25 protein-coding genes are annotated in these 24,497 nt (G+C 68.6%); 13 read left to right on the top strand and 12 right to left on the bottom strand.

Annotated elements, in window-relative coordinates:
• Window positions 1-70: 70 nt before the first annotated feature.
• The 3 genes from ACYVBN_RS02050 to ACYVBN_RS02040 all read right to left on the bottom strand — a co-directional run bounded on the left by ACYVBN_RS02050 (window position 71) and on the right by ACYVBN_RS02040 (window position 3,391).
• The gene (locus ACYVBN_RS02050) at window positions 71-1,651 is read right to left on the bottom strand and encodes a GMC family oxidoreductase (protein WP_460599074.1); all 1,581 of its coding nucleotides are present in this window, start codon (window positions 1,649-1,651) and stop codon (window positions 71-73) included.
• 3 nt (window positions 1,652-1,654) lie between these two features.
• Window positions 1,655-2,152 carry a hypothetical protein gene (locus ACYVBN_RS02045; protein WP_460599073.1) on the bottom strand — a complete coding sequence of 166 codons (498 nt, stop codon included), beginning with the start codon at window positions 2,150-2,152 and terminating at the stop codon, window positions 1,655-1,657.
• 453 nt (window positions 2,153-2,605) lie between these two features.
• Window positions 2,606-3,391: an IclR family transcriptional regulator gene (locus ACYVBN_RS02040; protein WP_440282329.1), complete on the bottom strand. Its 786-nt coding sequence runs from the start codon at window positions 3,389-3,391 to the stop codon at window positions 2,606-2,608.
• A 175-nt stretch (window positions 3,392-3,566) separates the two neighbouring features.
• On the opposite strand from ACYVBN_RS02040, the gene ACYVBN_RS02035 reads away from it, so the two are divergent.
• Window positions 3,567-3,887, top strand: coding sequence for a putative quinol monooxygenase (locus tag ACYVBN_RS02035; RefSeq protein ID WP_440282328.1), 321 nt, complete (start codon window positions 3,567-3,569; stop codon window positions 3,885-3,887).
• Between the two features lie 334 nt (window positions 3,888-4,221).
• Here the strand turns inward: ACYVBN_RS02035 and ACYVBN_RS02030 are convergent, their stop codons facing one another.
• Entirely contained in the window at window positions 4,222-4,521 is a 300-nt protein-coding gene (locus ACYVBN_RS02030) for a GIY-YIG nuclease family protein (RefSeq protein WP_440282327.1), read from the bottom strand.
• Between the two features lie 838 nt (window positions 4,522-5,359).
• Between ACYVBN_RS02030 and ACYVBN_RS02025 the strand changes: the two genes are divergently transcribed.
• The gene (locus ACYVBN_RS02025; protein WP_440282326.1) at window positions 5,360-5,647 is read left to right on the top strand and encodes a DUF3311 domain-containing protein; all 288 of its coding nucleotides are present in this window, start codon (window positions 5,360-5,362) and stop codon (window positions 5,645-5,647) included.
• Window positions 5,644-7,353: a monocarboxylate uptake permease MctP gene (gene mctP / locus ACYVBN_RS02020; protein WP_440282325.1), complete on the top strand. Its 1,710-nt coding sequence runs from the start codon at window positions 5,644-5,646 to the stop codon at window positions 7,351-7,353. The genes ACYVBN_RS02025 and mctP overlap by 4 nt, the downstream gene beginning before the upstream one ends.
• A gap of 83 nt (window positions 7,354-7,436) precedes the next feature.
• Here mctP and ACYVBN_RS02015 read toward each other — a convergent pair whose 3' ends face one another.
• Both ACYVBN_RS02015 and ACYVBN_RS02010 read right to left on the bottom strand, forming a co-directional pair.
• On the bottom strand, window positions 7,437-8,723 hold the full coding sequence (locus tag ACYVBN_RS02015; RefSeq protein ID WP_460599072.1) for an HD-GYP domain-containing protein: 1,287 nt from the start codon (window positions 8,721-8,723) through the stop codon (window positions 7,437-7,439).
• Window positions 8,720-9,898 (bottom strand): HD-GYP domain-containing protein, encoded by a 1,179-nt coding sequence (locus ACYVBN_RS02010; RefSeq protein ID WP_460599071.1) that lies wholly within the window; start codon window positions 9,896-9,898, stop codon window positions 8,720-8,722. Before ACYVBN_RS02010 ends, ACYVBN_RS02015 begins: the two co-directional genes overlap by 4 nt.
• Window positions 9,899-10,494: 596 nt before the next feature.
• Here ACYVBN_RS02010 and ACYVBN_RS02005 point away from each other — a divergent pair.
• Window positions 10,495-10,569 carry a 50S ribosomal protein bL37 gene (locus ACYVBN_RS02005; RefSeq protein ID WP_370670776.1) on the top strand — a complete coding sequence of 25 codons (75 nt, stop codon included), beginning with the start codon at window positions 10,495-10,497 and terminating at the stop codon, window positions 10,567-10,569.
• Window positions 10,570-10,663: 94 nt separating this feature from the next.
• Here ACYVBN_RS02005 and rsrA read toward each other — a convergent pair whose 3' ends face one another.
• Window positions 10,664-10,948 carry a mycothiol system anti-sigma-R factor gene (rsrA, locus tag ACYVBN_RS02000; protein ID WP_440282322.1) on the bottom strand — a complete coding sequence of 95 codons (285 nt, stop codon included), beginning with the start codon at window positions 10,946-10,948 and terminating at the stop codon, window positions 10,664-10,666.
• Window positions 10,948-11,595, bottom strand: a complete 648-nt coding sequence (locus ACYVBN_RS01995) for a sigma-70 family RNA polymerase sigma factor (protein ID WP_440282321.1) — start codon at window positions 11,593-11,595, stop codon at window positions 10,948-10,950. The genes rsrA and ACYVBN_RS01995 overlap by 1 nt, the downstream gene beginning before the upstream one ends.
• 388 nt (window positions 11,596-11,983) lie before the next feature.
• On the opposite strand from ACYVBN_RS01995, the gene ACYVBN_RS01990 reads away from it, so the two are divergent.
• Window positions 11,984-12,184: a hypothetical protein gene (locus ACYVBN_RS01990; RefSeq protein ID WP_460599070.1), complete on the top strand. Its 201-nt coding sequence runs from the start codon at window positions 11,984-11,986 to the stop codon at window positions 12,182-12,184.
• Between the two features lie 24 nt (window positions 12,185-12,208).
• Here the strand turns inward: ACYVBN_RS01990 and fgd are convergent, their stop codons facing one another.
• Genes fgd through ACYVBN_RS01975 form a run of 3 tightly spaced genes read right to left on the bottom strand, consistent with a single transcriptional unit; the run spans window position 12,209 to window position 14,743 of the window.
• Window positions 12,209-13,213, bottom strand: a complete 1,005-nt coding sequence (fgd, locus tag ACYVBN_RS01985; protein ID WP_460599069.1) for a glucose-6-phosphate dehydrogenase (coenzyme-F420) — start codon at window positions 13,211-13,213, stop codon at window positions 12,209-12,211.
• 52 nt (window positions 13,214-13,265) lie between these two features.
• A complete protein-coding gene (locus ACYVBN_RS01980; protein WP_460599068.1) occupies window positions 13,266-13,916 on the bottom strand; it encodes an alpha/beta hydrolase family protein in 651 nt (216 codons plus the stop codon).
• A complete protein-coding gene (locus tag ACYVBN_RS01975; RefSeq protein ID WP_460599067.1) occupies window positions 13,916-14,743 on the bottom strand; it encodes an SOS response-associated peptidase in 828 nt (275 codons plus the stop codon). Before ACYVBN_RS01975 ends, ACYVBN_RS01980 begins: the two co-directional genes overlap by 1 nt.
• Window positions 14,744-14,946: 203 nt before the next feature.
• On the opposite strand from ACYVBN_RS01975, the gene aroA reads away from it, so the two are divergent.
• From aroA to ACYVBN_RS01940, 7 genes are all read left to right on the top strand, one after another.
• Complete coding sequence (gene aroA, locus ACYVBN_RS01970; protein ID WP_460599066.1) at window positions 14,947-16,254, top strand: 3-phosphoshikimate 1-carboxyvinyltransferase; 1,308 nt, start codon at window positions 14,947-14,949, stop codon at window positions 16,252-16,254.
• 3 nt (window positions 16,255-16,257) lie between these two features.
• Complete coding sequence (gene rsgA / locus ACYVBN_RS01965) at window positions 16,258-17,343, top strand: ribosome small subunit-dependent GTPase A (RefSeq protein ID WP_460599065.1); 1,086 nt, start codon at window positions 16,258-16,260, stop codon at window positions 17,341-17,343.
• A gap of 4 nt (window positions 17,344-17,347) precedes the next feature.
• Window positions 17,348-19,087, top strand: a complete 1,740-nt coding sequence (locus ACYVBN_RS01960) for an FUSC family protein (protein WP_460599064.1) — start codon at window positions 17,348-17,350, stop codon at window positions 19,085-19,087.
• A 66-nt stretch (window positions 19,088-19,153) separates the two neighbouring features.
• Entirely contained in the window at window positions 19,154-20,371 is a 1,218-nt protein-coding gene (locus ACYVBN_RS01955; RefSeq protein WP_440282313.1) for an inorganic phosphate transporter, read from the top strand.
• 60 nt (window positions 20,372-20,431) lie between these two features.
• Complete coding sequence (locus tag ACYVBN_RS01950) at window positions 20,432-20,713, top strand: hypothetical protein (RefSeq protein WP_440282312.1); 282 nt, start codon at window positions 20,432-20,434, stop codon at window positions 20,711-20,713.
• A 5-nt stretch (window positions 20,714-20,718) separates the two neighbouring features.
• Window positions 20,719-21,360 carry a DUF3349 domain-containing protein gene (locus tag ACYVBN_RS01945; RefSeq protein ID WP_440282311.1) on the top strand — a complete coding sequence of 214 codons (642 nt, stop codon included), beginning with the start codon at window positions 20,719-20,721 and terminating at the stop codon, window positions 21,358-21,360.
• 159 nt (window positions 21,361-21,519) lie between these two features.
• Window positions 21,520-22,308, top strand: a complete 789-nt coding sequence (locus ACYVBN_RS01940) for an FIG domain-containing protein (protein ID WP_460599063.1) — start codon at window positions 21,520-21,522, stop codon at window positions 22,306-22,308.
• Window positions 22,309-22,350: 42 nt separating this feature from the next.
• Here ACYVBN_RS01940 and ACYVBN_RS01935 read toward each other — a convergent pair whose 3' ends face one another.
• Window positions 22,351-22,968, bottom strand: a complete 618-nt coding sequence (locus ACYVBN_RS01935) for a DUF5701 family protein (RefSeq protein WP_460599062.1) — start codon at window positions 22,966-22,968, stop codon at window positions 22,351-22,353.
• A 172-nt stretch (window positions 22,969-23,140) separates the two neighbouring features.
• On the opposite strand from ACYVBN_RS01935, the gene gabT reads away from it, so the two are divergent.
• Window positions 23,141-24,481, top strand: coding sequence for an aspartate aminotransferase family protein (gene gabT / locus ACYVBN_RS01930; RefSeq protein WP_460599061.1), 1,341 nt, complete (start codon window positions 23,141-23,143; stop codon window positions 24,479-24,481).
• The last annotated feature ends 16 nt before the right edge of the window (window positions 24,482-24,497 follow it).

Below are 24,497 nucleotides of genomic sequence, written 5' to 3'. Positions count from 1 at the left end.
CCGTCATCGCAACCGTGTTGATCTCGATACACCTCTCCCGCTCCACCAGCCCAGCACTCGATCAGCAATCCTAGAGTTCACCCTTCGCCAATTGATCGGCGATGTACTCCGCCTGTCGGATGGCCAACGCGACGATGGTCAGTGTCGGGTTGGCGGCGGCACCGGTGGTCATCTGCGACCCGTCGGAGACGAAGAGCCCGGGCACGTCGTGCGCCTGGCCGTGTGCGTCGACCACGCCGTCCTCGGGGCGCGCACTCATCCGGCAGGTGCCGAGGTTGTGTGTCGAGGGGTATGGCGGCGTGTGGTGCGTGCTCTCCGCGCCGACCGCCTCGTAGACCAGATCCGCTCGGGAATAACCGTGTTCGCGCATCGCGACGTCGTTCGCGTGGTCGTCGTAGTGCACGTCGGGGACCGGCAGCCCCCACTGGTCCTGCTCCGCGGTGTTGAGCGTGATCCGGTTGGTCTCCTGCGGCATGTCCTCACCGACGATCCACAATCCGGCGGTGTTCAGGTAGGCGTCCATCAACGCGGTGAAGTCGCTGCCCCACGCACCCGGCTCCACGAACGCACCCATGAAGGCCGGGCCGAGCGCGATCGTCTCCAGGTAGTAGCCGCCAGCGAACCCGCGTGCCGTGTCCAACCGCGCCTCGTCGGCGATGATGCCGGCCATCGTCTCGCCGCGATACATACGCACCGGCTTGTCGAACGTTGCATACACCGAGCCGGTGGTATGCCGCATGTAGTTGCGACCCACTTGACCGGACGAGTTCGCCAGGCCGTTGGGGTGCAGCGACGAAGCGCTCATCAGCAGCAGCCGCGGGGTCTCGATCGAGTTCCCCGCAACGCACACGACTTTCGCGCGCTGTCGGTGCAGGTTGCCGTCCTTGTCGAGATAGAGCACGGCATCCGCACGACCGGACGGGTCGTGCGTGATCTGCACGGCGTGCGCCTGGGTGCGCAGGTCCAGCTTGCTGGTGGCCAGAGCACGCGGGATTTCCCGGACAGCCGTCGACCACTTCGAGGCGTTCTTGTCGCCCTGGAAGTTGAAGCCGTCCTGGATCGAGGCGGGCCTGCCGTCATACGGCTCGGCGTTGGTGCCGTAGGGGCCGGTGGCATAGAACTTGTAGCCCACCTTCTCGGCGCCACCGGCGAAGACCTTGTAGTTGTTGTTGGCCGGCAGCGGCGGCCGGCCGTGGCGATGGGTCGAGCCGATCGCCTTCTCCGCGGCGTCGTAGTAGGGCGCCAGGTCGGTGAGCGTGATCGGCCAGTCCAGCAGGTTGGCGCCCTGCACACCGCCGTAGTAGCTCTTGACCTTGAACTCGTAGTCCTTGAACCGCGGCGTGGCTCCCGACCAGTGCGTCGTCGTGCCACCGACGGCCTTGACGATCCACGCGGGCAGATTGGGGAAGTCACGCGCGACCCGCCACGACCCCGACGTGGTGCGCTTGTCGAGCCAGGCCATCTGGTTGAAGGCGGCCCACTCGTCGTTCTCGTAGTCCTCGGGTTTGAGGTAGGTGCCTGCCTCCAGCACGACACACGGTATGCCGCGCGCGGTGAGCTCGTGGGCCAGCGTGCCACCGCCGGCACCGGAGCCGATGATGACGACCGCCTCGTCGTCGTGCGAGATCTGGAAACTATTGTGGTTACTCATCGCTCATGCCTCCTTCAGCTGGTCCTGGTCGGCCACTTCGACCAACTGCTCCGGTCCGCCGTACTCCTCGATGCGGGGATCAGGCAGCCAGTCGAGGTCGTCGAAACCGCGATGCAAGTAGCCGCCCTTGGAGAAGGACTCGCCCTCGTAGCCGAGTGCGTCCCAGACCTCGTGATCGTCATACAGGATCGGGACGGCGACGCCCCGGATGAAGACGAAGAACTCGGCATCGGCGATGTCGGTGAGCAGCCTGCTCGCGGCCACGTCGTCGAGCTCGCGGAAGGCACCCCCGGCCGCGCCGTCGAGCGTGCGCAACCCGCGACTGAGCAGCGTGCGGTGCCAGACGGATTCGCCGACCTGCTCCAGAATCTTGTCGGCCGTGCGTTCGTAGGGGCCGTCCGGGAACTGTGCGTGCGGGTATGCCGTGCGCAGCAGCTTCACCAGGTTGACGCGGTCGTCCGCGCCGAGGGTCGCTTCGTCGATGCCCGACTGCGTTGCCATCGCTACCTCCTGCAGGTGACTGTGATGCAGCTCACCGTAGGTAGCGGAGCCGGCCGTGCCCAGGCTCGTTCTCGCAAAGCGATAAGAAGCCCCAGCCGAACTCGACGCGCTGGTCGAGTGGCCACGCAACTCGCGCGCTGGTCGAGTGGCCACGCAACGCGCGCGCTGGTCGAGTGGCCACGCAACTCGCGCGCTGGTCGAGTGGCCACGCAACTCGTGCGCTGGTCGAGTGGCCACGCAACGCGCGCGCTGGTCGAGTGGCCACGCAACTCACGCGCTGGTCGAGTAGCGCACGCAACTCACGCGCTGGTCGAGTAGCGCACGCAACTCACGCGCTGGTCGAGTAGCGCACGCAACGCGCGCGCTGGTCGAGTAGCGCACGCAACGCGCGCGCTGGTCGAGTGCCGGAGGAGCGCAGCGGGGGAGGTGTATCGAGACCACCGCGCTCCGGACTCAGCCCGTGTGACCGGAGCGGTAGTAGCGACTCACCGCCGACGCCGTACACCGCAGCTCGCGTTCGACCAGGTCCCGCCGCTGGGCGAAGCGCTCCTTGGGCGCCGACACCGCCACCGACCCGACGATGCTGCCGGAGGCACTGCGCACAGCAGCGGCACAACAGGTCGCGCCGGGCTGGAATTCTTCGATCTCCCAGGCAATTCCGCGATCGGCGACGATCGCGAGCTGGTCGGCGAGTTCGGGGCGGGTAGTCAACGTGCCGGGCCCGAATCGTGGCATCGGCTCCGGGTCGAGATGACGCTCGCGCTGCTCGTCGTCCATGTCCGCGAGCAGGATCTTGCCCAGCGCCGTCGCGTGCGCTGCTTCATGGAATCCGAAGTCGATGGGCTTGAGCCGTGGTGCAGCCGGGGAGTCGACCGTCTGCACGACCACGATCTGCGAACCGCGGTGGATGGCGAAATAGGCCGCCGCTCCCATGCGTTGATGCAGCGCGACGATCTCGGTGCGGACTGCGCGCGGCACCCCGATCTGCTGGTGGAGGCTGAGGGCGAGCTGGTGCAGCTTGTAGCCCAGCTCGAAGCGCTTCTCCTCGCGGATGTGCACCAGGTATTCGGAGTCCAGCAGTTCGCGTACCAGCCGGTAGACCGTCGGCAGCGGAAGGTCGATCGCGTCGGAGATCTCCTTGGCGCTGGCGCCACCGCGCGCGGCCACCAGTTCGAGGATCTGCAGCGTCCGTCGCACCGACCCGCCGCGGGTCGGGACGGCGTCGTCCACCAGGGTCATCCTTCGACTGTACGACGACATACGACGTTCACGGCCGGGTCCGGCAGGATCGGCCGGCGGTTGTCACCCCGTGAGAATCGGCCTCCCCGCCGCTCTCCGTCGCGTGCCAGAGTGAGGGCGGAGCGTCCCGGCGACGCCCGCATGCACTTGCACCCGAGCCGTCAAGGAGAGCGACATGATCTTCATCTGCGTGAAGTGGAAGGTGAAGCCCGAGTATGCCGACCAGTGGATCGAGTTGACCAAGACGTTCACCGATGCGACGCGCGCTGAGCCGGGCAACCTGTTCTTCGACTGGTCCCGCAGCGTCGATGACCCGCACGAGTACGTGCTGATCGAGGCGTTCCGGGACGACGCCGCGGAGGCACACGTGACCTCCGAGCACTTCAAGGCCGCGCAGCGCGATCTGCCGCAGTACGTGCAGGAGACACCCCGTGTCCGCAACGTGCAGATGGAAGGCGACCACTGGGACGAGCTCGGCGAGTTCAAGATCGACTGAACCAGCGCCGCATGTGGCCAGAGGCACACGGTCGCGTAGTGGCGACCCCACGCTGGTCGAGTAGCGGCGACCACACGCTGGTCCAGTAGCGGCGACCACACGCTGGTCCAGTAGCGGCGACCACACGCTGGTCCAGTAGCGGCGACCACACGCTGGTCCAGTAGCGGCGACCACACGCTGGTCCAGTAGCGGCGACCGCACGCTGGTCGAGTAGCGGCGACCGCACGCTGGTCGAGTAGCGGCGAGGCGCCAGCCGAGACGCGTATCGAGACCACACCCCGGTCTCGATACACCTCCCCCGCTACGCTCCCCCGGCACTCGACCAGCCAACTGTTCACCCGTCCGGCGCCCGCCGCCATACTCGCTTCTTGGCCAATTCGGGCAAGAGATCGAAGCGCCCGGTGATCAGCGCTTCGCGCTTGGCACGGCTCCAGTTCTGGACCTGCTTCTCCAGCTCGTAGGCGGTGCGCACCGAGTCGCTCTCCTGCGCCCACACAAGTTCGATCGGCAACCGCCGACGGGTGTACGCCGCTCCCTCACCGACCGAGTGCTGCGCGAGCCGTCGCTCGAGGTCGAGCGTGCTGCCGACGTAGTAGCTGCCGTCGCCACAGCGCAATATGTATGTCCAAGGCATACGACAGCATGTGCCGCCGGATTCGATCGGCGGTCTGTTGAGAACGCTGCCTGTGGACAACTCGAAGTCGCTCGGTCTCGATACACCTCCCCCGCTACGCTCCTCCGGCACTCGACCAGCGCGCTCCTCCGGCACTCGACCAGCGAACGCTCACCCCAACCCCACGCCGGTCGAGTAGGCCGAGCCCCAAGGCGAGGCCGTATCGAGACCACCCACCAAGGACGCTCGGTCTCGATACACCTCCCCCGCTACGCTCCTCCGGCACTCGACCAGCGCACTCCCCCAGCACTCGACCAGCGAACGCTCACCCCAACCCCACGCCGGTCGAGTAGGCCGAGCCCCAAGGCGAGGCCGTATCGAGACCACCCACCAAGGACGCTCGGTCTCGATACACCTCCCCCGCTACGCTCCTCCGGCACTCGACCAGCGCGCTCCTCCGGCACTCGACCAGCGCGCTCCTCCGGCACTCGACCAGCGCGCTCCTCCGGCACTCGACCAGCGCGCTCCTCCGGCACTCGACCAGCGAACGCTCACCCCAACCCCACGCCGGTCGAGTAGGCCGAGCCCCAAGGCGAGGCCGTATCGAGACCACCCACCAAGGACGCTCGGTCTCGATACACCTCCCCCGCTACGCTCCTCCGGCACTCGACCAGCGCGCTCCTCCGGCACTCGACCAGCGCGCTCCTCCGGCACTCGACCAGCGCGGTCGTGCCTTCGGGGGGCCTTTCGCACGTGCAGAAGGTGTTCGGGGAACGGGTCTGGTGAATCCCACCCGCAACACCGGTCACGGCGGTAGCGTTTTCCGGTTAGCAACGTCACCCCGAGAGGTTGCACCCGGATGGCTCTTCACAAATACCCCGACAAGGCTCCGCCTGCAGACCGTCGCCTGCAGGTCGTGGCGGGCATTGTCCTGCTGCTGCCGATGATCGCGCTCGTGCCGGTCGGCTGGTACGCACGGACCACGCCCAAGCTCGGCGCGTTCCCCTTCTTCATCTGGTATCAGATGGCGCTCGTTTTCTTCTGCGTGCTGTGCACGTCGGTCGCCTACGTGCTGGTCAAGAAGGCGCGGCCGCCCGTGCCCTTCCAGCCGGCCGACGGCCCGATCACCGAGGACGGTGAAGCATGACGAATCTCCTTCCCACTGCGGCAAGTCCGTCGCACCCGGGCGGTGGCCTGAACGTCTCGGCGACCGTCGTCCTGATCCTGCTCTTCCTGCTCGTCACGGTCATGGGCTTCATGGCCGCGCGGTGGAAGAAGGGCAAGGACCTGGAGTCTTTGGACGAGTGGGGCCTCGGCGGCCGCAGCTTCGGCACCTGGATCACCTGGTTCTTGCTGGGCGGCGACCTCTACACGGCATACACGTTCGTGGCCGTCCCGGCCGCGATGTTCGGAGCGGGAGCGGTCAGCGGCTTCTTCGCCGTGCCCTACACCATCGTGCTCTACCCGATCATCTTCTTCTTCATGTCGCGGATGTGGTCGGTCAGCCACCGGCACGGCTACGTCACCGCTGGTGACTTCGTGCGTGGTCGCTACGGCTCACGCGAGCTGTCCCTGGCCATCTCGATCACCGGTTTCGTCGCAACGTTGCCCTACATTGCGTTGCAACTGGTGGGAATTCAGGCCGTCCTGGAAGTCGCCGGCGTCGGCGGCAAGGGCAACTGGTTCGCCAATGACGCGCCGTTGTTCGTCGCGTTCGTCGTCCTGGCGGCATACACCTACACCAGCGGGCTGCGCGCACCGGCGATCATCGCGTTCGTCAAGGACATCCTGATCTACCTGGTCATCATCGTCGCGGTGATCTACCTGCCGACGAAGGTCGGTGGCTGGAGCCACATCTTCGACGCGGTGCACGCCAAGGCCGAATCCCCCGCGGGTCAGGCGGCGAAGTTCTCCGACACGGTCGGCCCGAAGGCTCAGTGGGCTTACGTCACACTGGCGTTCGGCTCCGCCATGGCCTTGTTCATGTACCCGCACTCCATCACCGCAGTGTTGTCCTCCAAGAGCCGGGACACGATCCGCAAAAACGCCTCGATGCTGCCGGCATACTCCTTCGTGCTCGCCCTGCTGGCGCTGCTCGGCTGGGTGGCCATCGCGGCCGGCACCAAACCGATCGGCCTCAACGGCAAGCCGAACCCGCAACTGGTCGTGCCGCAACTCTTCGAGGACCAGTTCCCGAGCTGGTTCGCGGGAGTCGCCTTCGCAGCCATCGCGATCGGCGCCCTGGTGCCTGCGGCGATCATGTCGATCGCGGCGGCCAACACCTTCACCCGCAACATCTACAAGGAGTGGATCCGCCCGAACGCCACGGTGAAGGAGGAGGCCAAGGTCTCCAAACTCACCTCGCTCGTGGTCAAGGTCTTCGCGCTGGTCTTCGTGCTGGCGATGGACAAGCAGAATGCCATCAACCTGCAGTTGCTCGGTGGCATCTGGATCCTGCAGACCTTCCCCGCGATCGTGATCGGCCTCTACACCCGCTGGATGCACCGTTACGCGTTGCTGGCAGGCTGGGCGGTCGCGATGGTCTACGGCACGTGGCGCGCGTATGACGTCGCCAGCCCCGCCACGAAGCACTTCGGCGGATCGCTGTCCAACATCCCCGTCATCGGCGAACTCGGCTACATTGCGTTCACCGCGGTCATCATCAACGTGATCGTCGCCGTCGTGCTCACCTTCGTCCTGCGGGCGCTGAAGGTGCCGGCAGGCCGGGACGAGACCGCTGTCGCCGACTACTTCGTGGAGGCCGACGACCCGCGGATCGACCACGGCTACGACCCCACGGACCTGGGCACCGGAGAGGCCCCGACCGGCCGGCACGCCGCCGACCCGGCCTGACCGACCCACCAGAGCGCGGGCGGATCACCTTGATCCGCCCGCGTTTTCGTATGTGCTGCTGCCACAGCGAAGGGTATGGCGCCTCAGTGCGTGCGACCGTGCTGCGGCGCGGTCACCTTGGTCAACAGATCGAGCACCATCGGGTCGTATTCATAGCCGATGCCCAGCGTCAACCGCTCGATCGCGGCGTCCCGGAGCATGATGTCGCCGCCGGTGAGGTCCTCGAAGGCGTTGCACACCTTGATGATTCGCCCGCTCATCGGGACGGTTTCGCCGTGTTCCTGGACCTCCCGGAACTGCACGACCTGCGCCTCGATGATGTCGGCGACACCGTCGAGCACCTCAGTGCGGCGCACGATCCGCGCACCCTCGTCGGCGATGCCGCGCTGATCGGCCGGCGCGACGTCGATGGTGGCGCCGCCCGGGATGGGCGCTGCCAACGACACCTGCCCGATGTCGTGCAGCCGTGCAGCGTCCTCGAGCTCGTCCAGCTCACGATCGTTCATGTGCAGTTCGGTGCCGATGCGCCGAGCCCACGCGGCGACCCGCGCCGAGTGACCCTCCGGCGTGTAGCCGGCGATATCGGTCAGCTGCGCCAGCGCCGCGATCGTCTGCCGGCGGGTGTCGATCACCGACGCCTGCTGTTGCAGCGCGAAACGTAACAACACCAACGGTGCCGACATCAGCGGTATGGCGAGCACGCCCAACGCGGACATGCCCAGCGCGATCGCGATCGACGTCGAGACAACGGCCGCATTGAGCGAGGACTGGATCGTCACCACCTCGGACAACTCGGCCCGGAAGCTGCGCCCGCCCCGGTGCAGATAGACCGAGGTGAGGAGCAACACGATGCCCGCGACGATGCCGGCCACGGCCATCGCGGCGGCGGACCGCCACCGGTGATGGCCCCAGGCGCCATACATGTCGAGAGCGGAGACCCCGTTGAAGAAGGGCAGGTCCCGGTAGAGCAGGGATGCCACGATGATCGCGATCAGCGGCCCGATGCGCTCCTTCGGTGTCGGCCGTATGCCGAAAAGCCGCCAGCTGAGCAGTCCCCCCGCCACGCGGCCGACGACGGCCGTGCCGATCACCGCCCAGGTCGAGTCCGGCACCCGGCCGGAGCCGGCGAAGGGTTGCGGCCCGGACAACGCCAGGCTGAGCGCGATCGCCGTCGCCACCGGGGTCGCCACGCGTCCGCCCAACAACGACAGGTGCAGTTGCGATGCACAAGCGATGGCGACGGCGAAACACGTCAGGACCAGCACATGCGTCCCGGTGGTGACCCGCTCCTGCAGCACCGCCGCGCCGAGGCACAGCACCGACAGGACGACCGACCAGACAATGATCTGCGCGGTCCGCGCACGTCTCACGGTTGCACCTTGTCGGCGGCGAGCAGGTCGGACACCTCGGGCAGATCATGGTCGATCCACCGGTCATCGATCGCGGTGTCCGCGATCACCTCGCCCTGCGGACCGCGATCGAGCGCTGCGAGGTCCGCGGCGAGGGATGCGACTTTGTCCATGGCGTCCACGCACTCGGGGTCGAACTGCACACCGGCCCGGTCGCGCAGCAGCTCCATCGTCCGCTCGGCACCGACTCGGGGCACCAGCGCACAGAACGCGTCCGACACCGCGAGCGCTCGCGCCAGTTGCGGGATCTGCGGGCCGGCGAGCCCGTCCGGATAGCCTCTGCCGTCCCACCGCTCGTGGTGGTGCCGAATGGCGGTGATCGAATCGCCGAGGAATTCGATGGACCGCAGCATGTCGACCCCGCGGGACGGGTGACGACGGATCCGCTCGAGGTTGTCGGCGCGTATGTCGTCATTGTCACGGTGCCGGCCCTCGACGGGCGCCACCATGCCGACGTCGTGCAGCAACGCGGCGAAGTGCAGCGCGTCGGCATCCGCAGGCGACAGGCGGAGCTCGTTGCCGAGCAACTCGCTGACCTGCGCAACACGCTCGATACGGCCGCTCATGATCGGATCCCGCGCCTCACCGGCCGCGACCAAGCTCGCGACGGTGCGTTCGTGGGCGACCGACTCGGCGTGTTGCTGCGCGTACGACCATTGGGCGAAGACGAGCGGCACGAACATGACCAGCGCGGTCGCCGGCCCGAGCCCGACGGGATCCCACAGGACCGCGAAGAGAAAACCCACCACTCCGTAGCCGAGGTAGGTGCGGCCGACCTGGCGAACCAGGCGGCGAACCGCGAGCAGAACGGTTGCACCCCCCGTCAACTGAATCATCAGCCCGACACACAGCGCGTTGACGAGAAGCATGACCACAGTGGCCGCCGCAAGGGGTAGGCCCTGCCGAAGAATGATCCCCAGCGGCTGCAGCGAGGGATCATGTCGCACACCGCCAAGGGCCAGATAGGCGAGGCCCCCGATCGCGCCGACAAGTCCGGTCATGGACATGTTGAAGACGCGCACCACGAGTGGCCGACGTTGTCCGGGATCGATCACCGAGACCGTTCCGACGATGGCTGCACCCAGCGGTCCGGTCAGCGGGATCGCAGCACCGAGAAGGATCGAAGTCAGCGACACGCTTGCACTAGGAGTAGCTAGCCGGGTCGACTGCGCCGCCGACGCCAGCAACGACAGGACCGCAAGGATAAGAAGTGCAGACAGCGAAAGGTTCCGCGCTGACATGGTCAGCGCGGAACCAACGCACGCCGCACATAGCGTCAGGGAGATTCCCCAGATCAATCGCCATGCGCGCGTCATATGTCTATATATAACCGCGGCGCGAGAGCCAGCGGAAACACTGGGCCGTCACGAAGACGGTAGACGAGGCCTCAGTTGACCGGGTCCCACTTGATCGTCATCGTCGACATCGAGCCGCCGCCGGAGTGGCTGCCCGAGAGCGACGTCAACATTGCCAGCAATGTAGCTTGATCCATGATCGAGATCCTTTCCGCTCCACCTCGTCCACGAAGCGGGAGGCAGATATCTGCACGACCTCAGGGGTGGGCCGTGATCAACCGTTCACAATTTTCCCACGACGGAGCCGGGGTGCCGCAACCCCGTGAGCCATAGAAGACCATTTCTTGACTAAATCTTTAACTTCAGTCACATGTGAGATGATGCTCCGGCCGCCAGTGCGGCAACCATCAGCTTCCGCTCGATCAAGGAGTCTCATCATGAGCAAGCGCGCCCGCAAGCGTCGCAGCCGCAAGGGCAAGGCCGCCAACCACGGCAAGAAGCCGAACGCCTGAGCCAGTCGCCGCTCAGCGAGCGACATACGAAACGGCCCGGCCGCACGCAATAGCGTGCCGCCGGGCCGTTCGTCATACGGACCGGGGGACGTTGTCAGCTTTCCTGGATGCGCACCTGGGTGACCTGGGTGACCTGGGTCGGGGTGACCTGCACACTGGTGATCGTCTGCAGGATCTGCGTGCGCAGCGTGTCCGGCGCCTGCTCGCAGGCACACGATCGCTGCACGAGCGCCTTCAACAGGCGATCGAGCTCGTATTCGTCCAGACACGGCGGACACTCGTCCAGATGAGCCTGCAGCTGTGCGCGGCCGGCATCGTCGAGCTCGCCGTCCAGAAATTGATAGATCCGCGACAAGTAGTCGCCACATTCGGCGCCCATCAGGAAGACGCCCCTTCCTTGATAAATCCGCGCTCGACGGCGTAGTCGGTCAGCAGCTCACGCAGCTGACGCCGGCCACGGTGCAACCGCGACATGACCGTGCCGATCGGCGTATCCATGATCTCGGCGATCTCCTTGTAGGAGAAGCCCTCGACATCCGCCAGGTAGACAGCCAGCCGGAAGTCCTCCGGGACCTCTTGCAGCGCGCGCTTGACGTCACTGTCGGGCAGGTGGTCCAACGCCTCGGTCTCGGCCGACCGCAGGCCGCGCGAGGTGTGCGCCTCGGCGCGAGCCAGCTGGTAGTCCTCGATGTCGGCGGCGTCGGACTGCTGCGGCTGACGCTGCTTCTTGCGGTAGGTGTTGATGTAGCTGTTGGTGAGGATGCGGTAGAGCCAGGCCTTGAGGTTGGTGCCCGGCTTGTACTGATGGAACGCCGAGAACGCCTTGGCGAAGGTCTCCTGGACCAGGTCCTCGGCGTCGGCCGGATTGCGGGTGGTGCGCAGCGCAGCGCTGTAGAGCTGGTCCAGATAGGGCATGGCGTCGCGCTCGAACCGCGCGAGCCGGTCCGCCTCGGACTCGCTCGCAACGTCGAGGTCCGGATCCTCCGCGGACTGCGGCTGCAGATCGCTGCCTTCATGAGTGGTCATCGACGTCAAGCCTAGACCTCCGCGGGACTGGGTCGCGGAGCCGACGAGCGTCGGCCCACCTGCGGAGCCACCGGACTCCGAGAGCATCAATGGCGCGTGCAACAAGCTGCACTCCTCACTGCGAAGGTCTTGCCTGGACACCCATGTCAACAGTGGCGAGCGCCGGCTCATTCCCCGGGCGGACTCATCCGTATCGGTGGTTCCACCACCTCCCGCATCCCGCACGAGACCGGGGTAAAGCGTCCGTATAGTCGGCGAAAAGCAACGGTATAGGCCGTAATCGGCTGGACACACCACGAAAACCGTTGCGCGCACCCGCGGATCCCAGTGCTGGTGCGGCATCCGAGCCCGTTGACGCCCGCGGAGCCGATGAGTAGGTTTCCGTTTCGTGACCCTCCTCCTCGGCGCAGTCGTCGCGATCTACGCCGTGTCGGTGTGTTTCGTCGTCTGCCTCCTGACGCGCACGCTGTGGCAGGAACGTTCTGTGCCGCTCGATCCGCCCGTCGACACACCGGCAGAGGTCGTCGCACTGGCACCGCCGTCACCTGCGCAGCAGCCTGCCGACGGCCCGGCGGCGACGACCGCCTGACCGCCGCCACACCGGCGCCTTCGCTCAGAACTCCGCGCGCAACGCAGGCAGCACGTCCTCGCCGAACTGCCCGAGGAATCGCCGCTGATCCTCGCCCGGGGCGTGCACCACCAGATGAGTGAAGCCGAGCTCGACATACGGACGCACCCCCTCGATGACGGTCTCGGCGTCGGACGCGACGATCCACCGCGACGCGATCTGCTCGATCGGCAACGCGTCGGCCGCCTTCTCCATCTCCACCGGGTCGTCGATGCTGTGCTTCTGCTCCGGCGTCAGCGCGAGCGGCGCCCAGAAGCGAGTGTTCTCCAGCGCACGCTGCGGGTCCCGGTCGTAGGAGATCTTGACCTCGAGCAGTTGCTCCACTGCACCGGGCGCGCGCTTGCCCAGTTGCTCGCCCTCCTGCATGGCCGGCACCAGCTTGTCGGCATACAGCTCCATGCCCTTGCCGGAGGTGACGATCATCCCGTCACCCATCCGGCCGGCGTACTTGGCGACGGTCGGTCCGCCGGCGGCGACATAGACCGGGATGGGCTGCTCGGGCCGGTCGTAGATGGTCGCGCCGACGGTGCGGTAGTAGTCGCCGTCGAAGTCGACGCGTCCCTGCGTCCACAGCCGGCGCATCAGCCGCACCGACTCACGCAGCCGGGCGAAACGTTCCTTGAAGTCCGGCCAGCCCTCCTGCCCGACGGCGATCTCGTTGAGCGCCTCCCCGGTGCCCACACCCAGGATGACCCGGCCCGGGTAGAGACAGCCGAGCGTCGCGAACGTCTGCGCGAGCACCGCCGGGTTGTAGCGGAAGGTCGGCGTCAGCACCGACGTCCCGAGCGTGATCCGCTCGGTGCGCGCACCCGCCGCCGCCAACCAGGTCAACGCGTGCGGCGCGTGGCCGCCTTCGTGACGCCAGGGCTGGAAATGGTCCGAGGCGAACGCACTGTCCAGTCCGGCGCGTTCGGCCTCGACCGCCAGGTCCACCAGCTCACGGGGTGCGAATTGCTCTGCGGATGCTTTGTATCCGATGGTCAGGCTCATGCCCACACGCTACGCCGGACCGGGCACTTGGTCTCGATACGCTCCTTCGTCGCTACTCGACCAGCGTGCTCAGCCAGGCGCGAGCGGCGGCGAGGGTCTGCGCAGTGCCCCGGGTCAAGCTGTGGTCGCCGGGCACACCGACGACGGTCGGTGCCCGGCCGAGCGCCGCACGCACCTCGTCGGGGCGCCCGAACGGATCACGTTCCCCTTGTATGACGGCCAGCGGCAGCCCAGCAGCCAGCACGGCCTGCGCCTCGAACGCGCGCGACCGGTCCGGGTTGTTCGGCGGGTGCAACGGGAACGACAACGCCAGCACCGCGTCGGCGCCGACCTGCGCTGCGGTCCGGCAGGCGACCCTGGCGCCGGCCGAGCGACCGCCGACGACGAGCGGCCGCGGCAGGGCCCATCGGCCGCGCGTCAGCGCGGTGATGATCGGAACCCATGCGGCGTCAAGGGTTCTCGGCGGGGTCGCGACCTTCTTACCGGCGACTCGCCACGGTTGTTCGACGCGCACGTACGTCCAGCCGTCCGCCACCAGTTCGCGCAGCGCCACCAGATCGGCCGCCTCGATGCCGCCACCCGCGCCGTGGCTCAGGACGAGCGAGCCGCGACCGGGCGGACCACGGCGATCGGCGGAAGGGCGTTCGACATGCACTCGCGCCGGGCCCGGCGGAGTGTCGATCAGCCGGGTGCGGACCGCCATCAGAGGACTTCGCCGGTCATCGGGTCGACGACGCCCTCCAGCTCGGCGCGCGGAGCGGGTTCGAGCAACTCCGGCCCGTTGTTGCGGGTCGAGCCGACCGCCTTCCCGATCGGCCAGGCCCCGAAGCGGCCCAGCGTCCGCGGTTCGAGCAGGGCGCGCACGTCGTCCGGCTCGGTCAGCGTCGGGTCGAGCCAGCTGGCCCACTGATCGGGGTCGAGCACCACCGGCTGGCGGTCGTGGATGCGGTCCATGCCCGGCTCGGCCGCGGTCGTCACGATCGAGTAGCTGACCACCCAGGCATTCGGGTCATCGTCCGCGACCGACTTGTCCCGCCAGAACTCGTAGACCCCTGCGAACGCGACGGGCTCGTTGTCGGCACGGTGGACGAAGAACGGCTGCTTGCGCGGCTTGCCCTTGCGATCCTTCGCCGTGGGGCTCGCCTGCCACTCGTACCAGCCGTCGGCCGGCACCAGACAGCGCCGCGACAGCGCGGCGTTCCGGTAGGCACCCTTGTCCAGCAGTGTCTCGGCACGCGCGTTGATCATCCGCAGCCCGATCTTCGGGTCCTTGGCCCAGCTGGGCACCAAGCCCCAGGTGAGCAGCCGCAGCTGCCGCAGCGGCGTCGCGGCGGGGTCGTCGCGCGGCGCGCGCGTCAGGACGACCCGAGCCTGCTTCGACGGCGCGACGTTCCAGTCCGGGGCACCCGGTGGTGGATCCTGCGGGGTCACCAGCAGTGACCGACTGCGCTCGTCGGTGCGGTCCTGCTCGATGTCGAAGTCCTGCAACAGCTCGTCGGGGGCGAAGCTCGCGGCATACCGGCCACACATGGGGGCAAGCGTATGGCGTGTCTCGATCTCGATACACCTCCTCCGCTGCGCTCCCCCGGCACTCGATCAGCGACAGCGCGAACCCCGGCACTCGATCAGCGACAGCGCGAACCCCGGCACTCGATCAGCGACAGCGCGAACCCCGGCACGGATCAGTGAGCGTAGTGCTACGCGGCCCGTGCACTCTCGGTAATCTTGGCGCGATGAGCGCAGAACCTCCGCATCCGACCTCCACCGCCACCCTCGCCGCGGGCGACTGGGCCGCACCGACCGCCGATCGGGCGATCGACGCCGTCGTGCCCGTGCCCGGCAGCAAGTCGCTGACCAACCGCTTCCTCGTGCTGGCCGCGCTGGCCCAGGACACGTCGCGGCTGACCGATCCGCTGCGCTCCCGCGACAGCACGCTGATGTGCGAAGCACTCCAGGCGCTCGGCACCCACATCGAGAGTCGCACCGACGACACCGAATGGATCATCGAGCCGGCACCGCTGCACGGGCCCGCCGACATCGACTGCGGTCTGGCCGGCACCGTGATGCGCTTCCTGCCGCCCGTCGCGGCGCTCGCGCACGGCACGGTCGCCTTCGACGGCGACGAGGGTGCCCGGCGCCGCCCGCTCGGCCCGGTCCTGGAGGCGCTGCGCTCGCTGGGTGTCGTCGTCGACGGCGACGGCCTGCCCTTCACCCTGACCGGCACCGGCCGGGTCGCCGGCGGCACGGTCCACATCGACGCGTCCGGCTCGTCGCAGTTCGTCAGTGCGCTGCTGCTGGCCGGTGCGCGCTACGACGACGGCATCACCGTCATCCACGAGGGCAAACAGGTGCCGTCGCTGCCGCACATCGCGATGACCGTCGAGGTGCTGCGCGACGCCGGCGTGATGGTCGACGACGGCGACGCCAACCGCTGGCGGGTCGAGCCCTCGCAGATCCACGCCCTCGACGTCGAGGTCGAGCCCGACCTGTCCAACGCCTTCCCGTTCCTGGCCGCGGCGCTGTTGACCGACGGCCGGGTGACCGTCCCTGGCTGGCCGCACTTCACCACCCAGGCCGGAGACCACGCGCGCGACATCCTGCAGCAGTTCGGCGCCGACGTGCAGCTGACCCGTGAGGGCCTGACGGTGCGCGGGACCGGCCGCATCGAGGCGGTCGACCTCGACCTGCACGAGGCCAGCGAGCTGTCGCCGGTCGTCGCGGCGATCGCCGCCTTCGCCGACGGCCCCAGTCACCTGCGCGGCATCGGGCACATCCGCGGCCACGAGACAGACCGGCTGGCCGCGCTCGCCACCGAGTTGGGTCGCCTCGGATCGGACGTCGAGGAGACCGAGGACGGGCTCGTCATACGCCCGGAACCGATGCATGGCAATACCTTCCACACCTACGCCGACCACCGGATGGTGATGACGGCCGCGGTCCTCGGCCTGCGAGTCCCCGGTCTGGTCGTGCAGGACGCCGGCACGGTCGCCAAGACCATGCCGGACTTCACCGCTCGCTGGACCCGCATGATCGGGGACTGACCGGTGGCACACCGCGGACGCCGCGACTACGACGAATCCGACGTCCGCGTGCGCCCGAGCCGCCGCGGCAGCCGGCCGCGCACCAAGGAACGCCCCAAACACGAGAACGCCCGCATCGGCCAGGTCACCACCGTCGACCGCGGCCGCTGGACCTGTCTGGTCGACGGCCACGAGGTCGTGGCCATGCGCGCCCGCGAACTCGGCCGCACCAGCACCGTCGTCGGCGACCGCGTCGCCCTGGTCGGCGACACCTCCGGCGAGCCGGGCACCCTCGCGCGCATCGTGCGGGTGGAGCCGCGCACCAGCGTGCTGCGCCGCACCGCCGACGACACCGACCCCTACGAACGCGTCATCGTCGCCAACGCCGACCAGCTCGCCATCGTCACCGCGCTGGCCGACCCCGAGCCGCGCCCCCGGATGGTCGACCGGTGCCTGGTCGCGGCATACGACGCCGGTATGACGCCACTGCTCGTGCTCACCAAGGCCGACCTGGCCGACCCGGCCCCGTTCCTGGCCAACTACGCCGGTCTCGACGTCCTTCACGTGGTGACCCACCGGACGGAGGACGGCATCGCCGGCCTCGAACAGGTCCAGCAGGCGCTGCACGGGCGGATGACGGTGCTGGTCGGTCACTCCGGGGTCGGCAAGTCGACCCTGGTCAACGCCCTCGTGCCCGGCGTGAACCGGGCGATCGGCCATGTCAACGCGGTGACCGGCCGCGGCCGGCACACCTCGACGTCGGCGATCGCGCTGCCGCTGCCGGACGGCCACGGCGGCACCGACGGCTGGGTCATCGACACCCCCGGTGTGCGGTCCTTCGGGCTGGCGCACATCGACCCGGACCACATCATCCACGCCTTCCCCGACCTGGCCGCCGGGACCGCCGACTGCCCCCGCGGCTGCACCCACGACGAGGAGGAATGCGCACTGGACGCCTGGGTCGCCGACGGCCGGGCCGGCGACAGCGGCCCCGCCCGGCTGGCGTCACTGCGCCGCCTGCTGCGCAGCCGGACCGGCGAGGCGGACTCGCAGCAGGCCGAACCCCACGGGACCGATCCCCACGAGACCGACCCGCGCGAGACGGACTGAACCCATGCGGCCGGCTCCCGAGGCGCTCAACCGGCAACTGCTGGCCTTCGCCGAGGTCAAGCCGGCCCCCGGACGCTGGAAGTTCGCGCTGCACGTGCTGGCGATCGTGGTCGTCGCGGTGACGCTGATCAGCCTGCTGCTCGGGCCCAGCATGGGGCTGGTCGGCATCACCGGTGCCTTCCTCGGCTGGATCGCCCAGTCGCGCCCGATCCGCTCGCGGCTGGTGATCCTGGCCGGTCTCGACCTCACCTACATCGTCTGCGTGGCGGTCGGCGCGCTGGTCGGCGACGACCCGGTGCTGCTCACCCTGGTGCTCACCCTCATCTCCCTGGTCACGGTGCTCGGCTACAACTCGCTGGTCGCCGAACCGCCCGGCGCGATGTTCCTCATCATGGGGCCCGCCATCGCCTCGTACCTGCCGACCGTCGGCATCCCGGCCGGCACAGTGGTGCTGGTCTGCGCGATCGGCTGCGTCAGCGCCTCGGCCGCCTCGGTGCTGCTGCAGCTGGTCACCCGTCCCCGGCACGCCGAACAGGACGCGTTGGACACCGCGGAGGAGGCCGTGGCGGCATACCTCGGCGCCGACCGGGCCACGATCCCCCGGCACCGGCTGGCCAGGTTGCGCGACCAGGCGTTCGCCTCCGTCTTCGGCGCCTCGATGATCCTGGAGGACGCGGTGGGTCGCCAACCCCGACTGCGCCAGTGGCGCCGGATGAACGCGTCCCTGCGCCACCTGCACCTGGCGATCATCCAGCAGGTCGTCACGGTGCACCTCCCGGGCCGGGAGGTGGTGGTCAGCGGTGTCGAGCACCGCCGCTACCTCGGCCGGCCCGACTGGTCCTATCTGCTGCGCTGGGGGCTGTCCCCCTCGTCACTGCCCTGGCTGGCGGCCCGGCGGATGGCCACGGCCGTGCTGCTGACCTGCGTGGTCTCCTACGGGTTCCACATCGGCCACCCCTACTGGGCCGCGATGACCACCGCCCTGGTCATGTCGGTGACCGCCGACCGCCTCGCCCTCACCCGCCGCGCGCTGCACCGCATCACCGGCACGGTGATCGGCATCGCCGCGTTCTTCGCCATCCACGCCGCGCACCCCAGCGGTCTGGTGTTGCTGGTCATCGCGCTGTTCCTCGTCTTCTGCGTGCAGATGCTGGCGGTGCGCAACTACGCGCTGGGCGTCATCTTCGTCACCCCGATGGCACTGCTCATCAGCACCGCGGGCAACCCCTACCGGCCGGTCGGCGAGATCGCCGGCGAACGCGTGCTGGAGACCGTCGTCGGCGGCACCGCGTCGGTGCTGGTGATCTGGCTGATGGGCCGGCGCGCGCCGATCGCCCTGGTACGCCGGCAGTTCCGGCGTTCGCTGCGCTCCCTGGAACGCCTGCTGCTGCTGATCGCCGACGGCCAGCAGAGCAGCGACCGCGGGTATGCCGCCCGCCGCGACCTCGGCTTCGAGCAACTGCAATGCGGCAACATCCTGCAACTGGCCCAGACGGATCTGCCCCGGACGCTGGCCGACTGGGACCTGCTGGAGACCTCGCTGAACGAGGCGTCATACATCGTGCTCGCGGCCTGCTGGACGACCGACCCGCCACGCGCCATCGACGCCGAACGGATGGCCGGGGTGCTGACCCGGATGATCGCGACGCTGCCCCCGGTCGGCACGAGGATGGTCGACGCCCGAATCATCGCCAGTGGTCTGCAACGCATGATGGACATCGGCAAACAGCTGAACAGTTCGTGAACAAATCGGGTCCGGCGCCGTCCCGATTTGCGCCGCACCCAGCTCGCGGCGTCATACTCGTGACCCGTGAGTGCCGAACTCTTCATTCTGATCCTGCTGGTGATCACCGCCGTGGGATTCGACTTCACCAACGGCTTCCACGACACCGGAAACGCGATGGCCACCTCGATCGCCACGGGTGCGTTGAAGCCCAAGACCGCTGTCGCACTCTCGGCGGTCCTCAACCTGGTCGGCGGCTTCCTGTCGGTGGAGGTCGCGGTCACCGTGACCACGTCGGTGCTGAAGATCCAGGACGGTGCCGGCGGCCTCGTCACCGGCATCGACGCCCAGGAGGCGATGTTCATCATCTTCGCCGGCCTGATCGGCGGCATCCTGTGGAACCTGCTCACCTGGCTGCTCGGCCTGCCCAGCAGCTCCTCGCACGCGCTCTTCGGCGGCCTGATCGGCGCCGGTCTGGCCGCGATCGGCACCAGCGGCATCAACTGGGACGGGCTCGTCGTGAAGGTGATCATCCCGGCGCTGCTGTCACCGGTCATCGCCGGAGCGGTCGCCGCCGTCGGCACGGTCGGGGTCTATGCGCTCAGCCGCACCGTACGCAAGAGCAAGCAGGAGAGCGGTTTCCGCTGGGGACAGGTGGCCACCGCCTCACTGGTGTCGCTGGCGCACGGCACCGGTGACGCACAGAAGACGATGGGCGTCATCGCGCTCGCGCTCATCGCGCACGGCAGCCTGTCGGACCGGCAGATCGAAGCGCACGGGCTGCCGGTGTGGATCATCGTGCTGTGTGCCGGCGCCATCGCGCTGGGCACCTACATCGGCGGCTGGCGCATCATCCGCACGCTCGGCAAGGGCCTGGTCGAGATCGAGGCGCCGCAGGGTATGGCGGCGCAGGCGTCGGCCGCGGCGATCATCCTGACCTCCAGCAACCTGGGTATGGCGCTGTCCACCACCCACGTCGCGACCGGCTCGATCATCGGCACCGGCGTCGGCAAACCCGGCGCGACCGTGCGCTGGGGCGTGGCCGGCCGGATGGCCGCGGGCTGGCTGATCACCCTGCCGTGCGCGGCCATCGGCGGAGCGGTGAGCTTCTACATCGGCCACCTCATCGGTGGAGCGGCCGGCGCGATCGTGATCTTCCTGATCCTGGTCGCCCTGGCGGCATACATCTACTACCGCGCGCAACAGCAGAAGGTCGGCGCCGAGAACGTCAACGCCGAGTGGGACGACGGCGCGAAGGGTACAGGTGCGAAACCCGGCAAGAAGACGAAGGTTCCCACCGCCTGACCGGCGGCAGGACCGGCAGGACACAAGGGGATACAGGGCGAACAGGGCAATGGTTTCGAGATGAACATCGATTGGACGAGCATCGTGGACGGCACCGCGAAGGTGCTGGTCGTGGGCCTGCTGTTCGGCGCCGGCCTGCCCCTGCTGTTCACGATCGGCATACGACTCTGGGACATCGGCAGCGAGCACGAGCAGGAGGACGGCACCGTCACGGCCGGCAAGGCCGCCGCACTCTGGGCGGCATACGCCATCTTCGCGATCGTGGCCGCCGCCGTCGTGGTGGGCGTCCTCTACATCACCCACAAGAGCATCGACCACTACCTCGGGATCGAGCTGTTCTGATGACCATGGCTACCAATTTGCTGACCTCCGTCGTGGACTGGCTGCGCAAGGGCTACCCCGAGGGCATCCCGCCCAAGGACTTCCCGCCGCTGCTGGCGTTGCTGCAGCGCACCCTGAAGCCGGCCGACGTGCAGGCTGTCTGCGCACAGCTGATCGCGGACAACCCGGACGGGGAGATCTCCGCCGCGACCGTCGCCGAGGCGGTCGAGCGGCTCAAGTCCGCACCCCCCAGCGAGGACGAGGTGCAGGCCGTCGCGACTCGGCTGGAGTCCGTCGGCTGGCCCGCCACGCTGCCGGATTCGGTGGGGACCGACGACGATGACGAGGAGGAGGACGACAGCCCCGAGCGGGTCAACTTCTTCCAGCGCATCCTGGACTGGTTGCGCGCCGGCTACCCCGACGGCGTGCCGCCGACCGACCTGCCCCCGCTCTTCGCGCTGCTGCAGCGCCGGCTGACCAAGAAGGAGATCAAGAAGGTCGCCAAGGAGCTGATCGCCTCCAACAAGGTGCCCGGCGAGCCCAAGACGCCGATCTCCGAGGAGGAGGCGCAGGAACTGATGCAGCAGGTCGCGGGTGTCGTGCCGATCGAGGCCGACCTGGACCGGGTGCGCAAGCGGCTGGCCAAGAAGGGCTGGCCGCTGGTCTGACGCGGGTGGGCGTCTCCGCGGCGAACAACCCGCAACTGTCGTCACTTACTCGCCCGCACCCGCCCCCACCGGCGAACAATCCGCAACTGTCGTCACTTGCTCGTTGCCGCCGTCGCCCTTTGCCGGATCACCGGGCCCCCGACCGATAGGTTCGGGTGCATGCCGACGTATGACGACGACCTGCGCCTCGCCCACGTGCTCGCGGACGCGGTCGAGCCGACGAGCACCGGGCGCTTCCGCGCCGACGACCTGCACGTCACGGCCAAGCCCGACCTGACCCCGGTCACCGACGCGGACGTGGCGGTCGAGGAGATCCTGCGCGGCCAGCTCAAGCGCGCCCGGCCCCGTGACGCGGTGCAGGGCGAGGAGCAGGGCACCGAGGGCAGCGGCCCGCGCCGCTGGATCGTCGATCCCATCGACGGCACCAAGAACTTCGTCCGCGGCGTGCCGGTGTGGGCAACGCTCATCGCGCTCGTCGACGACGGCGTCCCGGTCGTCGGGCTCGTCGCAGCGCCCGCGCTGGGTCGCCGCTGGTGGGCCGGCCTCGGCACCGGCGCGTGGACAGGACGTTCCCTGTCGGGCGCGAAACGCATTGCCGTCTCAGGCGTTTCGAAGATCTCCGACGCATCGGCCTCGGTCGCAGGGTGGCGCACCTGGGCGGACATCGACCGCCGGGACGCGCTCGTCGAGCTGATGGACAACGTATGGCGCGTGCGCAGTTACGGCGACTTCTGGGCACACATGCTGGTGGCCGAGGGCGCGATCGACTTCGCACCGGAGCCGGAGCTGGCCGTGCACGACATGGCCGCCCTCGCACCGATCGTCACCGAGGCCGGCGGACGCTTCACCGGACTGGACGGCAGGGACGGCCCGTGGAGCGGGAACGCGTTGTCCAGCAACGGTTTGCTGCACGACGAGGTGCTACGCCGTCTCGGCGACGCGAGCTGACGAGCGCACCACGGCCGGCATCGCGTCCCACCGTGCCGCCGGTCAGCGGCGACCGGCCGCCGAGGCGAAACCGAGCCAGGTGTGCCGGTTGCCCGCCCAGCACCAGCCGACCTTGGCCGCGTTACGTCGTGCCGTGCCGTCCCGCCCGGTGCCGCCGCTGATCCAGAGCGCGGGCGTGCGCGCGTCCAGTTTCCCGGTCTTCGGCTTGCGCTTGCGGGAGCCGATGCACATGAAGCAGTGATTGGGCTCCAACTGGTGCGGTTCCTGCAGCAGCCAGCTGATGCCCTCGCTGATCGTCAGCGGTGTCCGGCCCGAGCCCGTCAACTCGGGCAACGCCTCGTCCGGGCTCCAGTTGCGCAGTTCGTCGCCGCGCTGTGGATCGTCCACCAGATAGAGCCGCCCGTCCGGCACCGCCAGCTGCGGAATGTCGGCGAACTCGGCCAGGTCCGTCATGTCCTCCACCACGAATCCGGGCTTGCCGTCCCGAATCAGCAGCGGTGCCAACGCTGCCGCCGGCACCAGTGACGGGTGCACCACGACGAGTGCCGTGCCGCCGGGGTCCGCAGGTGCTGCGGCGCGGAAGGCGTCCGCGGACAGTCCGGCGAGCTCGTGCACGCCCAGTTCGAGATACCGCTCCAGCTGATCCTGCACGTCTCGCACGTCATACCTCTCGTCGTCGGCGCCCGCAGTGCACCGGTCCCCCGGTGCATGGACGCAACGTTCCCGACCGCGGCGCGGGTTCCGGGAGGGCCCTGCGGCATACTCTTTCGATTTCGAATATCGACGCGTGGCACACTGAACGCGAACGTCGCATGTCTGCAGAGGAGCCCCCATGACCATCACCGCACCGGACGTCGCCCAGCGCCGCGAGCTGAAGACGCCGATCCCTGGACCGCGTTCGCAGGAGCTGGCCACGCGTCGCAGCTCCGTGGTCGCCGCCGGCGTCTCGTCGACGATGCCCGTGTATGCCGCCCGCGCCGCCGGCGGTGTCATCGAGGACGTCGACGGCAACACGCTCATCGACCTGGGCTCGGGCATCGCGGTCACCACGGTCGGCAGCTCGGACCCGCGAGTGGTCGCGAACGTGCAGCGGCAGGTCGCCGAGATCACCCACACCTGCTTCATGATCAGCCCCTACGAGGGTTATGTCGCGGTCGCCGAGAAGCTGGCCGAGCTGACGCCTGGCGACCACGCCAAGAAGTCGGCGTTGTTCAACTCCGGCGCCGAGGCCGTCGAGAACGCCGTCAAGATCGCTCGCTACGCCACCGGCCGACAGGCCGTCGTCGCGGTCGACCACGCCTACCACGGCCGCACCAACCTGACGATGGCTCTCACTGCGAAGTCGATGCCCTACAAGAAGGGCTTCGGCCCCTTCGCGTCCGACGTCTACCGCGTGCCGACGTCATACCCCTTCCGCGACCCGGAGGGTATGACGGGCGAGGAGGCTGCGCAGCGCGCGATCACCATGGCGGAGAAGTCCGTCGGCGCCGACCAGATCGCGGCGTTCATCATGGAGCCGATCCAGGGCGAAGGCGGTTTCATCGTGCCGGCGCCGGGCTTCCTGGCCACGATGGCGCAGTGGTGCACCGACAACGGCATCGTCTTCATCGCCGACGAGGTGCAGAGCGGATTCGCCCGCACCGGTGAGTGGTTCGCGGTCGATCACGAGGGTGTCGTGCCGGATCTGGTCACCACCGCCAAGGGCATCGCCGGCGGTTTGCCGCTGGCCGCGGTGACCGGTCGCGCGGAGTTGATGGACGCGGTCCACCCCGGTGGCCTGGGTGGCACGTACGGCGGCAACCCGGTCGCTTGCGCGGCCGCGCTCGGCGCCATCGAGACGATGGAGCAGGACGGTCTGCTGAACCGGGCCAAGCACATCGAGGAGATCACCACCGCGAAGCTGCGCGAGATCGCCGGCACCACCGCCGTCATCGGCGAGATCCGGGGCCGCGGCGGCATGCTCGCGGTCGAGATCGTCAAGCCCGGCACCAAGGAGCCGGACGCGGCCCTCACTGCGGCCGTCGCCAAGCGGTGCCACGAGCAGGGGGTGGTCATCCTGACCTGCGGCACCTTCGGCAACGTCATCCGGCTGCTGCCGCCGCTGGTGATCAGCGACGAACTGCTGCTCGAGGGTCTCGGCGTCCTGGGCGACGCCTTCGCGGAGCTCGCCTGACGACCAGCGCCATCAA

The organism is Flexivirga lutea (genome assembly GCF_054778955.1).
The sequence above is the reverse complement of the archived record's forward strand: the minus strand, read 5'-3'. Positions and strand labels throughout refer to the sequence as shown.

Coding starts and splice junctions, on each gene's coding strand:
- ACYVBN_RS02025 (WP_440282326.1), top strand. CDS start 5,360: ATGGCTCTTCACAAATACCCCGACAAGGCTCCGCCTGCAGACCGTCGC.
- ACYVBN_RS02030 (WP_440282327.1), bottom strand. CDS start 4,521: ATGCCTTGGACATACATATTGCGCTGTGGCGACGGCAGCTACTACGTC.
- ACYVBN_RS01975 (WP_460599067.1), bottom strand. CDS start 14,743: ATGTGTGGCCGGTATGCCGCGAGCTTCGCCCCCGACGAGCTGTTGCAG.
- ACYVBN_RS01945 (WP_440282311.1), top strand. CDS start 20,719: ATGGCTACCAATTTGCTGACCTCCGTCGTGGACTGGCTGCGCAAGGGC.
- ACYVBN_RS01960 (WP_460599064.1), top strand. CDS start 17,348: ATGCGGCCGGCTCCCGAGGCGCTCAACCGGCAACTGCTGGCCTTCGCC.
- ACYVBN_RS01950 (WP_440282312.1), top strand. CDS start 20,432: ATGAACATCGATTGGACGAGCATCGTGGACGGCACCGCGAAGGTGCTG.
- fgd (WP_460599069.1), bottom strand. CDS start 13,213: ATGAGCCTGACCATCGGATACAAAGCATCCGCAGAGCAATTCGCACCC.
- gabT (WP_460599061.1), top strand. CDS start 23,141: ATGACCATCACCGCACCGGACGTCGCCCAGCGCCGCGAGCTGAAGACG.
- ACYVBN_RS02035 (WP_440282328.1), top strand. CDS start 3,567: ATGATCTTCATCTGCGTGAAGTGGAAGGTGAAGCCCGAGTATGCCGAC.
- rsrA (WP_440282322.1), bottom strand. CDS start 10,948: ATGGGCGCCGAATGTGGCGACTACTTGTCGCGGATCTATCAATTTCTG.
- ACYVBN_RS02040 (WP_440282329.1), bottom strand. CDS start 3,391: ATGACCCTGGTGGACGACGCCGTCCCGACCCGCGGCGGGTCGGTGCGA.
- ACYVBN_RS01940 (WP_460599063.1), top strand. CDS start 21,520: ATGCCGACGTATGACGACGACCTGCGCCTCGCCCACGTGCTCGCGGAC.
- ACYVBN_RS02045 (WP_460599073.1), bottom strand. CDS start 2,152: ATGGCAACGCAGTCGGGCATCGACGAAGCGACCCTCGGCGCGGACGAC.
- ACYVBN_RS01980 (WP_460599068.1), bottom strand. CDS start 13,916: ATGGCGGTCCGCACCCGGCTGATCGACACTCCGCCGGGCCCGGCGCGA.
- ACYVBN_RS01995 (WP_440282321.1), bottom strand. CDS start 11,595: ATGACCACTCATGAAGGCAGCGATCTGCAGCCGCAGTCCGCGGAGGAT.
- mctP (WP_440282325.1), top strand. CDS start 5,644: ATGACGAATCTCCTTCCCACTGCGGCAAGTCCGTCGCACCCGGGCGGT.
- ACYVBN_RS02050 (WP_460599074.1), bottom strand. CDS start 1,651: ATGAGTAACCACAATAGTTTCCAGATCTCGCACGACGACGAGGCGGTC.
- aroA (WP_460599066.1), top strand. CDS start 14,947: ATGAGCGCAGAACCTCCGCATCCGACCTCCACCGCCACCCTCGCCGCG.